Raw genomic sequence first — 13381 nt, 5'->3', positions numbered from 1 at the left:
TTCGTAGCTTTAATTGTATCTATCAAATATTCCTTTTACGGTATAAGCTTTGCTGCCATCTACTTGATCTGTAAATAACAAGACCAGCGCCTTTCCATCCTCAGACAGAGTCCAAATGTCATTCGTATTGCGCAGTACCTGATCAGGTTTATTGGTGTAGAGTAAACGAATGTTTTTAGTTGCACTTTTACGATCTGCTGAGATTTTAAAAGTTAGCCTGGCTTTAGTGCTATCCGATACCATAACTTCCGATGGCTTTCCGTCTAAAGCATATTTTTGGGGCTGCGTATTTGCCGTTATTTTTCCTTCAGCATAGCTGATCACCTGACTTACAAAAACAGAATCCCGACTTGTTTTCACAATTAAGCCCTTAGGGAAAACAAAGGCCGGATAACTTTCGAGGTTACTTTTTTGAGCGTTATAAATCCAGACCCCTGTAAGGTCAGGACTTGCTTGCTGCTGCTGTGCCTTCACTAATAGTCCGGTTAGCATCAAAACTACCGTTAAGGTGCTTAGTTTATTGATTTTTTTTAGGTACATCTTATTGATTTTTAGTATACTTTTTTTATCTAACGTTTTGCGCTACTCCACTCAGTGCCACTTCATCGTCTGGGATGGGCAGTACATATCTTGGACTATTGGGTTCCAACGTAAATATTTGATCGTCTAATTTTCTGGTTATGGTAATATTCCGCCCCTCCACATTTAACCTTTTCAAATCCGTCCATCTGATACCGCGAAATACAAGTGCTTTCCTACGTTCAATCAAAACTTTATCGAGCGCAATTTCAGGCGTATTGGCGGTCAGGTTTTCATAAGGTTTGGATGGACTAGTTGCCTTTGGATCCCATCGTTTTATACCCAATTGATTCAAATAACTCATGGATTGTAGCGTTTCGCCGCGTCTAGCCAGACATTCGGCCTTAATTAAATAAATTTCATCTGTGGCTAATCCTGAAAAAAGCGAGCTATTACCAGTGTATAGACTTCTAATATTGTAATTACCTAAAGTATTTTTCTGAAAATATATGGGTAGTCTTAAGTCCGAGGGATTATATAGATTGATCAATTCGGGAACGATTCCATAAGTTGTACTTAAACCAGGGGAAATCTCAGCATAATCACCATATCCACAGGTTAAATAAATTACCTCTTCACTATTAAAGGATAATGCCCCATCAGCAGTTTTACTAATTAGATTGTAATCTGTCAATGTTGAATACAAGGACAAGGTCTTGTCTGCATACGCCTCTGCCTCCGTAAATTTACCCATACTTAAGTATACTCTTGCCAGTAAAGCATAAGCTGCGACTTTAGAGGGACGTGATCTTTTATTGGAAATGATGTCCTGTTGCAACAAGTCGCCAGCCGCTTTTGCATCTAAAATGATTTGGTTATAGCATTGTTCCAGCTTGCCTCGCTGAAGAATTTCGTCAATATTAGCACTTAATTTCAAGGGAACGCCCAAATCTTGCGATGCGGTTAATGGATCATAGGCTTTTGAAAAAATACTAACTAAATTATAATAAGTATACGCTCTTGCAAATAGTGCCCATCCTTTAAGGATCCGCTTCTCATTATCATTGCTGATATCCTGGGTAGCCAATATATCCAGCACAGTATTGCAATAGTAAATTGTACTATAAGGTCCTGTCCAATCACCTACTTGAGTCTCTCCAGCAAATAGGTCCTTTTGCCAAACTGATACAGTTCTGGTTACAGGAGAATAGGTTGACTGCCATGCCCGTAAACTAGAAAAAAAATACTCATCAGCAGATACAAGCCCTATATTAGGGGTCATATTCATCACATCTGTATTATCTAAAATTAATTGGAGATCATTTGCTGATTTTGGTACGATTACACGACTATCAGGTTTCAGATCCAGTTTTTTGGTACAGCCTAGCAATGCGAAAATTCCTAGAATAATCATCATCTTTTTCATATATATAGCTATCATGATTTTAACTTATAAAGTAAGGTTAATGCCAAGGGAACCACTAAAAGGCTGAGGTACACTATTAGATCCAAAATCGGGATCTATATGTAATCTATTTTGTCTCCATAAAATACCCAGGTTTTGGCCATAAAAAAATACACTGGCGCTTTTAAATGGTAATTTGTTAAAATTATGCTTAGCTAAATTATAACTCAACCTAAGATCCTGTAATCTAATGTGGTCCCCCTTTCCAACAAGATCTTCTGAATAGGTAAAGAACTGATCCAGACCAGTAACCCCAGGATAATTTAGCGCCGGAATATGTGTCAAAAGTTCATCACCAGGTTTTTGCCAACGCTGATCGTAGGCTGTTAAGCGATAGTTCAACCCTGCTGCAGAACCATAATTACTGCCAGAAAAAACACCTACTCTTCTAAAATAATAGTCAAATTTGTAAATGATATTGAAGGTCAATTCAAAGTTTTTATAATTAAAAGTATTGATTAGACTACCAAAATATTTTGGAGTAGCTGAACCATGAAATATCAATTGACTGGGATCAAGCAGGTTGTTAATTTTACCGTAATCTTTACTCACCACTCCATTCAAATAACCCTGCGGTGCGCCAGCAGCATCCAATCCGGCAGAGGGGAAGCTAAAAATTGCATTGTAAGGATAGCCCACTAAAGGATTTTGACCGTTGTAGACTAGTATACTCGCATTTGAACTTTGTTTAACATCATATTTGGTCACCTTATCGGTATTAAAGTTGAATAAAAATGTACTCGCCCAAAGGAGTACCCCAGTCAAATTTCGACTATTCAACTGTAAATCAATTCCTTTTGTTTGTAGATTAGCGCCATTACCTCTAAATTGTGAAATGCCCGATTGCATGGCAATGAGGTTATTCCCAATTAAATCGAAAGCATTTTTTTGATAAAAATCAATATTTCCAGTAACAATACTACGCTTAAAGCCGAAGTCGAATCCTAAATTCCAGGTTTTCACGCGCTCCCATCTTAAAGAGGGGTTAGGTGGGTTTACGAGCTTGGCAAATGCATCACCATTGATATTTGATGAATTTTGTGAAGAAACTGCTGCAGTTGGATAAGCGGATACCGTTTTATCCACATTACCATTATAGCCATAAGTTAAACGAAGTTTCAATGTTGGTAACCATTCCAGATCATAAAATTTTTCTCTATCCAGGATCCATGCCATGCCTGTTGACCACAAAGGGACACCTTTTTGATTCGTTTTTACGCCAAAGATATTAGATTCGTCCCTTCTTGCGCTTCCAGACACCATGTACCGGCCTTTATAACCATAAGAAGCATTGATATAGTAGGATTGATTGATATCTATGCCTCTGCTCAAATCGGGTGCTGTATTAATACGCCCAGCGCCTTGCCCATAATAAAGCTTATATAGTTTTAAAGGATCTATAGTCCCATTGGCATTGGTTAATGTTTCAGCATCATAACCATAATAGGCCTGACCAGCTATATTTGAACGGCTGTCACTTCCTTCATAGCCGAGTATAGCAGTGATTTCATGATCATTTGCTATGATTTTGTGATAATTTAATTGTGACCGAAAGGATTGTGATTTGAGCACATTGTTGTTTTTACCAAAAATACCTCCCATTGGGATCACTCGGTTCAGTGTATTTCCAGAAATTGAAGAATATTGGTTAATTAAATTTCTGGCAGCGTAGCTATCCACCCCACTAAGCGTTTCAGTATTGGTATATTCATTCAAACTCATATAATTGGTACTCATGGACAAACCCGCTATAATTTTAAAATTTGCACCGACTTTTAGTCGATATTGATCTGCTATAACCTCTTGGTTGGGCAATAATTCATCAATAGGACGAAAATGCCAATCTAATAATTTGCCATTGCCTGCGGTATCTACATATGACATTCGATAATCTCTGACTACAGCTAATGAATTCCCATTTTCATCTACCAGGCGATCGTAAGGCGTATAAGGCTTATAAGGAGCTGTTTTCGCATGGGTTTTAATTGAGGCAATATTCACATCTCCTGATAATTCTAATCGATTGTTAAATAAACCATAGGTATTGTTCAGATTTAAGGTGAGCCGCTCATTATGAGCAGACACACTGCTTTCCAGATTCTTATTGTATCCTCCCGACATGTAATACCTATAATTTTCTGTTCCACCACTTAAATTGAGTTGATATTGTTGCTGTACCCTGGGTCTATACATATACCGATTTAGATCGGCTCTGATGTCGTAACTTTTCAAAGCATCAATTTTAGCCGCCGAATCGGCACTGGTAATTTTATTATTTTTTCTTTGATTAAAGATCTCCACCCCTGCCGACACTACATTATATGGGTTACTAAAATTGTAGGTAAAAAGACCTTTGGAAAAAAGGTATTGTTCCAAATCAATAAATTCAGCAGCCGACAATTGAGCTGGGTAATACAAATCTGGCTTATCCGTTATCGTTAAGGTGGAGGAGGCTTCAATTTTAAGTTTTTGATTGTTATGCCCGCTTTTTGTGGTAATCACAATCACCCCGTTTCCAGATCTACTGCCCCAAATAGAAGAGGCTGCAGCATCTTTCAAAATATTAATATCCTCTACATCAGCTGGATTAATTTGATCAATTGTACCATCATAAGGAAAACCGTTGACAACAATTAAGGGTTCTGCCCCTGCAAATAGGGTACTCCGACCATGTATAGAAATTTTAGGGTTGTTGCTGCCTAGACCTGAATAGCCACGCGTAAACAAAAGCCCACTCGTTACCCCATCTAACCGATCTAGAATATTGGTCGAAACACTACGGTTTATCGTTTTATTGTCGATGGTGGTAAAACTCCCCGTAGCCCGCTCCTTAGGAAGCTCCTGATAACCCGTACTTACAATTTGTACTTCATTGAGTTTTTCGTTTCTCCATACGAGTTTTATGGAATTAGACGATTCTGCCCCTTTAATTTCTAAAGTTTCATACCCCACAAAGGAAATGATTAAAATTGCTTTGTCATCCAGCCCTTTTAGCATAAACTCCCCATTGTTGTCGGTTATCGTAGTAGTTCTGGTACCTTTAATTCTGACAACCGCAGCCACCAATGGGTTATTATTTTCTCCCAAAACTCTACCACGCACATCAATTCGTGTAGATAAAGCCAGCCCCATGTCACGAAAGGCAGGCAGTCCTTCTCTCAGCTTAGGAACAACACTTAATCTCTTAATTACAAACACCTTACCATTAAGCACATAATCTAAATTCTGCCCTGGAAGGATATCTTGCAGAATTCTTTCAACTTCTGCATCAATATAGTCCACAGTTATGGCCCTGGTGTTTTTCAACTGTTCCGACTTCCAGACTACATCGTATCCGGTTTGCTGTTTGATCTGCTCAAAGACCTCTTTGAGTGTAGCATGCTTTTGTTTCATCGTCAGTTTTTGAGCAAAACCGCTTGCTGACACTTGAACAAATGTTATAAATAAAAGGAATGCCGTTATTCGCAAAACTCTAATGATTTGGAGAGGCCGTGACTTTCGAAACACGACATCCTTGTGAATAGTATAATTATTCATACTTTCGTAATGTTTGGGTTAATACATGAGTAGTTTCTGTAAATTTTTACCGGCTCTGCCGGTAAGGGTTGACTCAAACATTACGCAATTCCGATTCGCAGTCGGAGTTGCGTTTGTATGATAAGAGTCCCCTTATTGATCTGCTATTCCTAATCTGGTAGTTTTCTTTTCATGCTGTGTTTAGTTTAATTGTTTGTGGTTATTTAGTTCATTGAGAGACATAAATAGTTCTTCCTGATATCTTAAAGTGTATTTCTCCTGTAAGCTCCAGATTCTCCAATACTTTAGAAACTTCTGCAAACCGAGAGATTGATCCTCCAAATGTTTCTGCCGGATCAACACCCCGGTAAACGATATCTACGTTGTACCAGCGGGAAATTTTACGCATAATAGATCCGAGGCTTTCATTGTCAAATACGAATTCTCCCTTTTTCCAGGCTACTTCAGCATTAAGATTGACTTTAGCAACCTTGATAGCGCTACCCTTTAACTGTGCTTGTTGCCCTGGTTTTAATATTATTTCCTCTGCTCTATCTCTGCGATCTTTTCTACCTATTGTGGAAATAGGCCTTACAGAAGCGATCCCCTCTATAAGGCTGGTTCTAACGTAAGGCTCATCTGTATACGCGTTTATATTAAATTCTGTACCAATATCCTTAACTACCTGTCCTTTACTGTAAACTTGAAAAGGTTGTTTGGCGTTATGCTGGACAGCAAAATAAGCTTCACCTTCCAGTTGAACTTTTCTTTCCCCACCTTTAAATTGCGATGGAAAAATCAGTTTCGAAGCGGCATTCAGCCATACTTTGGTGCCATCGGGAAGTGTAAACTGATAAGTTCCACCTTTGGGTGTGGTAGCAGTCAATTCTATGGCTTCTATTTCATTCGTCGACGCAGAAGATCCATCATTATATACCAAATGAGTACCCTGAATGGCTACGCCTGTTTTATGATCACTTAGTTCAATGGTTTTTCCATTAGCCAAGGTCAACGTGGCGATGTTTTTGCCTGGTTTAATCTTAACGGTATCATTAAATTTAAAAAAATAAACCCCAACCACTATTGCCGCTACTGCCGCCGCAATAGTGGTTGCCCTTTTCCAAAGTGGGAAGATTTTAATTTTTGTGGGATGCTGGCTCTGCCAAAACCTTCTAAGAGATGCTGCCTCCATTGTAGAAAGCTCTTCATCTAGCTCCGGCCATTGCTCAGCATCTTTTTGAAAAGCCATGTGAAGCGCTTCACAACCCGCTATATAAAGGGCGAGCTCATGCGTTGTCGCTGTTCCTTCATTCACTTTTTCCGCTAAAGAAACTAGTTCTTCCTTATTCATCGTTTTGCCTGTTTGATGAGTAAGTACCTTAACTTCGCTTAATCTTTACAAAGCAGGAATTTATTTTTAAATAAAAAAGTACATCCAAAAATGCATTTTACCTAAATTGTTTTTCAGTTTATCTAAAGCTCTTTTAATTTGCACCCCTACGGTAGCTTCAGAAATCCCCAATTTAGCAGCAATCTCCTTATTGGTCATGTGCTCTTCCCTGCTCATTCTAAATATCACTGCACATTTATCTGGAAGCTGATGAATAAAACTAGCGATGACAGCTTTAAGCTCCTTAACTTCCAAACTTTCTTCATTTAGACTATAGTTATCTATCTGGTTTAAGCTCAACAAATGTGCATCACGCACTTTCCCCTTCCTAATGAATTTAGCAGCCTGAAACCTCACTGCGGTAAATAAATAAGGTTTAATACACTGAATCTGATGCTGATTCCGATGTTCCCAAAACCAAACAAAGACATCCTGAACCATATCACCACAGGCTTCCTTATCGCTTATTAGACTATATCCATAACGCAACAGCATCGCGTAATGACGTCTGTGCACTTCGTTAAATGCTGCATGATCATCAGCCTTCAATTCTTCTATAATTTCCTGATCAGTAAACTCAGTATAGTCAGCCATCGCTTATCCCGTTTTTATTATGAACATTTGACTCCAATGATAATTAATTATTTCTATACATAGCTAATGCCATAAAAGAAAGTCTGCAGCGTGTTGAATCAGCAATTGTTCATGCAGGCTACAAAATGCCTAGACAAAAAATTTTTAGTTAACCTTTCTCCAGCAGATGTCCGAAAAGAAGGAACGGCTTTTGACCTGCCCATTGCCATTGGGGTACTCGCAGCAATTGTTGGTAACTACCAGGCCATTCAGAGCTCCACATCATAGTGTTTCTGATATGGCATTGGTGCGAAATATCCCTGGCTCACAATGGTATTTTATTGTTATCTAGATTGATTTATGGATAAATCAATCTTTGGTGCCTTTCGATATTTAATTTTCCCTAAATACGTTTAGACTGCGTTTTCAACCAAATTTCAGCACAGTGAGATTTATCATGAATTATCTCGATAGGTTTGCTGAAAGGCAAGGGAAAAATGAGCGAAGAAACAGGTAGTATAAGAATTATCAATCCACTAAATAAGAAAGCACTTCCACGCTATATTGACCCTTATTCTGACTTTGGATTTAAACACATTTTTGGGAAAGCACCCAACAAGAACCTGCTAATCAATTTCATCAACCAAGTGCTAATAGGGAGGAAAGTAATTGTTGATATTCAGTATAATAATATCGAGTTTAAAGGTTCCGGTGAAGATTATAGGAAGACGGTATTGGATTTACACTGTACTGGCGACAAGGGTGAAAAATTTATGGTAGAAATGCAAAAAGCAAAAGCTATAAACTTTAAAGACCGAAGTATTTTTTATACAGCAAATCTGATTCAGGAGCAGGGCATTGATGTCGCTGCAAATTGGAATTATGAGATGCCTGAAATATTCTTTATAGGGATCATGAATTTTAATTTCGACGACAGCCATCCAGATCATTTTATCCATGATATAAGGCTAATGGACAACAATACGCACCAAGAATTTTATTCAAAGTTGTCGTATACTTTTATAGAAATGCCTAAATTTACAAAACTGGAAACAGAGTTGAAAAGTAAATTGGATGAGTGGCTTTACATCTTAAATAACCTAAAAAAATTATCTGAAATACCGCTATCTTTAGTAGGCAATACAGAATACGAAAAAGTATTTGAGCTTGCTGAAGTTGGCAATTTAACGCGAGAAGAAATGTGTGAATACAATCAAAGATTAAAAATACAACGGGACAACTATAGCGCGATGGAATACGTGAGAGAAGAAGGTCATGAAAAGGGAGTTAAAGAAGGAATTGAAATAGGGTTAGAAAAAGGAATTGAAAAAGGGCTTAAAGAAGTAGCTCGCAAATTAAAAGTTGAAAACATTCCTTTAAGCCTTATCTCTAAAACTACCGGACTCACCAAAGAAGAAATCGAAATTTTGTAGCCAAGAATTATTAAGATCTTTTATTACTACTCTACTACATTCTTTTGCTTAGTTAAATAGTAAACCGGTATTCCGATCAACATGATCAGTACTCCCCAACCACAGGTATTCGTTTTATAGATCAGCAAGGCAATACAAAGTGCCGAAGCCAAAACGATATACAGCAACGGAAGCACCGGATAACCGAAAGCTTTATAAGGACGATCGGCATCATGCATCTTTCTCCTTAGAATGAAAATCCCATAAATGGTCAGGATATAAAAGATCAAAACTATGATCACTACAAAATCCAGCAAGGCACCATAACGTCCGGTAAGACACAATACTGATGCCCAAGCCCCTTGAACCCATAAGGCCCAACCTGGCACGTCATAACGGTTCAATTTAGCCGCCCTTTTAAAAAACAGACCATCATTAGCCATGGTATAATACACCCTTGCTCCTGCCATAATCAAACCATTGTTGCAGGCAAACGTGGAAATCATAATCATTAGCGCGATGATAATAGTTCCTGCCTGTCCGAAAATATATTGGGCCGCTACAACCGCTACACGATCTGATTTGGCTGTCGTGATCACATCTAAAGGCAAAACCGCTACATACATCAGATTGGCGAGAACATAAATGACACTAACGATAAGCGTACCTAGAAATAAGCTCATTCCAACATTACGTTTTGGATTTTTAATTTCCCCGGCAATAAAGGTAACTCCAGCCCAGGCATCACTGGAAAAAATGGAGCCGACCATTGCAGCAGCAATACCTGAGAGCAGTAAACTACCACTAATTGGTGTCCAGGTCATTGTTTCCAGACTAAAAGAACGTGTTTCCCAGGCATTAGACCAGTTGGCATTCCAAACTTCAGCCTTTGCAGCTAAAGTAAACCCAAATACAATTAAGCCCAGCAGTGATAAAATTTTTATGATCGTCAAAACAGTTTGCAAAATCTTACTGTCTTTGACCCCGCGACTGTTTACATAGGTTAGGAAAACAATTGTAACAATAGAAACCAGCTGGGCAGCACTAATGGAATAATGTTCAGGCCAGAGGATGTTATTTTCACTAAAAGGCTCAAATAAATAGGCTGCAAACTTAGAGAAAGCCACTCCTACCGCAGCAATAGTACCCGTCTGTATAACAGCAAAAAGGCTCCAACCATATAGAAAAGCGATCAGTTTATTGTAGGCTTCTTTCAGGTAAACATACTGTCCACCGGCTTTAGGAAACATTGCACTGAGCTCACCATAGCTTACCGCAGCAATGATTGTAATTACTGCAGTTACTACCCAAACAAATATAAGCCACCCGGCAGAGCCTACCTGTCTGGCAATATCGGCACTAACAATAAATATTCCTGAGCCGATCATCGATCCAACGACAAGCATTGTACCATCTAAAAGCCCAAGCTCCCTTTTAAAAGAGCCATCCTGATTTTGTTTATCCATTTTTGTTTGGTTTGGTTGGTTACGTCAGGGCTTACCAAGCGATCAGCATTAGCCCTTCTTACAGCTAATATATTTAAAAATCACTGTTATACAGTAAAACCTAAGTTTTTTTGTTAAACCATTACGTTTCCTTCAGATTTCGATTAATTAACTTTTACCCGCTCTCCATTTAACCGATACGAAACGGACACTGGACGGCTTAGCCCGTCCAGTGTCCGTTCAATGTCCGTTCAACATCCGTCTATATGCCGTCCAGATTACGTTAACTATAAGGTAAATTACCCTTACTTTTCTGTTTTTTAAAAAATAGACATATTGAATCAGTTGCAAAATAAAAAATCAGCGCTAAATGCTATTGAAAGCACAAAACGTTATTTTTTTCAAAAAACATTTGCAATCAATTGATTAAAAATTTGTTAATTACATATACACAACTATTTTTGTTAAAGGCCGATTGTGAAAAAACGCATATTAAGAACCACCGCGAACCACAAAACGGAGAACCAAACGAACTAAACTAAACAAGTTAAACAACCTAAACGAGAAGCATTAAAGTATGGAGTTTTTACAAAACAATTTAATTTACATGATCCCTGTAATGGGCTTAGTTGGTATTCTGGTAATGGCAATTAAGAGTGCGTGGGTAAACAAACAGGATGCAGGCGAGGCGAAAATGCAGGAGCTTGCCCGTTATATCGCCGATGGGGCCATGGCTTTTTTGAAAGCCGAATGGAGGGTGTTGAGTGTTTTTGTGGTATTTACAGCCGCACTCCTGGCTTATTCGGGCACCGTACACGAGGTGAACGGTGTTGTCTTACATTCTAGCTGGATCATCGCTGTCGCCTTTATCATTGGCGCTGTATTTTCTGCCACAGCAGGATACATCGGGATGAAAGCAGCAACAAAAGCGAATGTTCGCACTACACAGGCAGCAAGAACCAGTTTAAAACAAGCTTTAAGGGTTTCTTTTACCGGTGGTACTGTAATGGGGCTTGGTGTTGCCGGATTGGCAATTTTGGGTTTAGGAGGTTTATTCATTGTTTTTCTACAAATATTTAATGTTGTTGAAGCCAACAGCACAGAAATGAGAACTGCAATAGAAGTCCTGACCGGCTTTTCACTGGGTGCTGAGTCCATCGCTTTATTTGCTCGTGTTGGCGGTGGTATTTATACCAAAGCTGCCGACGTTGGTGCCGATTTAGTGGGTAAAGTTGAAGCAGGCATTCCTGAAGACGATGTGCGTAACCCTGCTACCATTGCCGATAACGTGGGTGATAACGTGGGCGATGTAGCTGGTATGGGTGCCGATTTGTTCGGTTCCTATGTAGCTACCATTTTGGCTACCATGGTATTGGGCCAGGAAATTGTAGTCGAAAAAATAAATGGAATAGCTACAGATAACCTGAATGGCTTCTCACCGGTGTTGTTGCCCATGGTAATTTGTGGCTTAGGCATTATCTTTTCTATTATAGGCACCTGGTTTGTACGTATTAAGGGTGAAAATTCAAACGTACAAACCGCACTAAATTTAGGAAACTGGGGATCCATATTGATTACCGCTATTGTTTCCTACTTTGTAGTGATGGCTATGCTGCCTGCACATTTACATTTGCGTGGTGTTAGTTTTACGAGCCTGGATGTATATTGTGCCATTATAGTAGGTTTAGTAGTCGGTACGCTAATGAGTATCATTACCGAATATTATACCGCCATGGGTAAGGGTCCTGTAAACTCCATTATCCAACAATCAGGTACAGGTCATGCCACCAATATCATTGGCGGTTTATCCGTGGGTATGAAATCCACTGTTGCCCCTATCCTGGTTTTAGCTGGTGGTATCATTTTCTCTTATGCTTTTGCAGGTTTATATGGTGTTGCAATTGCCGCTGCAGGTATGATGGCTACTACCGCCATGCAATTGGCTATTGATGCTTTCGGCCCAATTGCCGACAATGCCGGTGGTATTGCCGAAATGAGCCAGCTACCTCCCGAAGTGCGCGAACGTACAGATAACCTGGATGCAGTTGGTAACACAACTGCTGCTACAGGAAAGGGCTTTGCTATTGCTTCTGCAGCCTTAACCTCACTAGCCCTGTTCGCAGCCTTTGTGGGTGTGGCCGGTATCTCTGCAATTGATATTTACAAAGCACCAGTACTAGCAGGCTTATTTGTAGGCGCTATGATTCCTTTTATCTTCTCTGCATTATGTATTGCAGCTGTTGGAAAAGCTGCGATGGACATGGTACAGGAAGTTCGCCGTCAGTTCCGCGAAATCCCGGGAATCATGGAATATAAAGCAAAACCGGAATATGAAAAATGTGTGGCCATATCTACCAAGGCCTCTATTCGTGAAATGATGCTACCTGGTGCAATTGCATTACTGGTGCCAATTATTGTTGGTTTCGGCTTTAAAGGAGTTTTCCCTTCGGTAAGCTCAGCCGAAATATTGGGTGGTTTATTGGCTGGCGTTACTGTTTCCGGTGTACTCATGGGGATTTTCCAGTCTAATGCCGGCGGTGCGTGGGACAATGCCAAGAAATCATTTGAAAAGGGTGTAGAGATCAACGGGGAAATGCATTATAAAAAATCGGAGCCGCATAAAGCATCTGTTACAGGTGATACCGTTGGTGATCCTTTTAAAGATACTTCAGGGCCTTCAATGAATATCCTGATCAAGTTAATGTCTATCGTTTCATTGGTTATCGCACCTTACATTGCAGTTAGCAGTTCGGTTGATAGCAGTACAAAGGTTAAGGAATACACAAAGAAGATTGAAATTGTTACTGATGCAAATGACTCATCAAAAATTATTTCCACAACTGAAACGATTAAAAGTGTTAAAGACACTGTAATTGTGAAGCCATAGTCTAAATAGTTAAAAAAATAAAAGGGATTTCTAAAAAGAATCCCTTTTATTTTTAGATATATTTTCTTTAGGTTTGACACTCACATGATAATTGTAAATTTTATACCTATCAACAAAACAGCAATTCAAATTAAACAGCAACATATAAAAAACTAACTTATTAAACTAAACCAC

Annotated in this window: 9 protein-coding genes and 1 pseudogene; 4 read left to right on the top strand and 6 right to left on the bottom strand. The window is 39.1% G+C overall.

The window, feature by feature from the left end:
- Positions 1–9: 9 nt before the first annotated feature.
- From P0Y49_03470 to P0Y49_03450, 5 genes are all read right to left on the bottom strand, one after another.
- Positions 10–540 carry a hypothetical protein gene (locus P0Y49_03470; protein WEK20208.1) on the bottom strand — a complete coding sequence of 177 codons (531 nt, stop codon included), beginning with the start codon at positions 538–540 and terminating at the stop codon, positions 10–12.
- Between the two features lie 25 nt (positions 541–565).
- Positions 566–1960: a RagB/SusD family nutrient uptake outer membrane protein gene (locus tag P0Y49_03465; GenBank protein ID WEK20207.1), complete on the bottom strand. Its 1395-nt coding sequence runs from the start codon at positions 1958–1960 to the stop codon at positions 566–568.
- Positions 1961–1969: 9 nt separating this feature from the next.
- Positions 1970–5377, bottom strand: a complete 3408-nt coding sequence (locus P0Y49_03460) for a SusC/RagA family TonB-linked outer membrane protein (protein WEK20206.1) — start codon at positions 5375–5377, stop codon at positions 1970–1972.
- A 352-nt stretch (positions 5378–5729) separates the two neighbouring features.
- Positions 5730–6851, bottom strand: a complete 1122-nt coding sequence (locus P0Y49_03455; GenBank protein WEK20205.1) for a DUF4974 domain-containing protein — start codon at positions 6849–6851, stop codon at positions 5730–5732.
- Between the two features lie 66 nt (positions 6852–6917).
- A complete protein-coding gene (locus P0Y49_03450) occupies positions 6918–7484 on the bottom strand; it encodes an RNA polymerase sigma-70 factor (GenBank protein ID WEK20204.1) in 567 nt (188 codons plus the stop codon).
- A gap of 65 nt (positions 7485–7549) precedes the next feature.
- Here P0Y49_03450 and P0Y49_03445 point away from each other — a divergent pair.
- The 3 genes and pseudogenes from P0Y49_03445 (at position 7550) to P0Y49_03435 (ending at position 8896) form a co-directional block, all read left to right on the top strand.
- Positions 7550–7709 (top strand): annotated as a pseudogene (locus P0Y49_03445) (magnesium chelatase domain-containing protein).
- Positions 7651–7815, top strand: a complete 165-nt coding sequence (locus P0Y49_03440) for an ATP-binding protein (GenBank protein ID WEK20203.1) — start codon at positions 7651–7653, stop codon at positions 7813–7815. The pseudogene P0Y49_03445 and the gene P0Y49_03440 overlap by 59 nt, the downstream one beginning before the upstream one ends.
- 145 nt (positions 7816–7960) lie before the next feature.
- The gene (locus tag P0Y49_03435; protein ID WEK20202.1) at positions 7961–8896 is read left to right on the top strand and encodes an Rpn family recombination-promoting nuclease/putative transposase; all 936 of its coding nucleotides are present in this window, start codon (positions 7961–7963) and stop codon (positions 8894–8896) included.
- Between the two features lie 26 nt (positions 8897–8922).
- Here the strand turns inward: P0Y49_03435 and P0Y49_03430 are convergent, their stop codons facing one another.
- The gene (locus P0Y49_03430) at positions 8923–10341 is read right to left on the bottom strand and encodes an amino acid permease (GenBank protein WEK20201.1); all 1419 of its coding nucleotides are present in this window, start codon (positions 10339–10341) and stop codon (positions 8923–8925) included.
- Positions 10342–10897: 556 nt separating this feature from the next.
- Here P0Y49_03430 and P0Y49_03425 point away from each other — a divergent pair.
- Complete coding sequence (locus P0Y49_03425) at positions 10898–13207, top strand: sodium-translocating pyrophosphatase (GenBank protein ID WEK20200.1); 2310 nt, start codon at positions 10898–10900, stop codon at positions 13205–13207.
- Positions 13208–13381 lie beyond the last annotated feature (174 nt).

It is taken from the genome of Candidatus Pedobacter colombiensis, assembly GCA_029202485.1.
GTDB lineage: Bacteria > Bacteroidota > Bacteroidia > Sphingobacteriales > Sphingobacteriaceae > Pedobacter > Pedobacter colombiensis.
The sequence above is the reverse complement of the archived record's forward strand: the minus strand, read 5'-3'. Positions and strand labels throughout refer to the sequence as shown.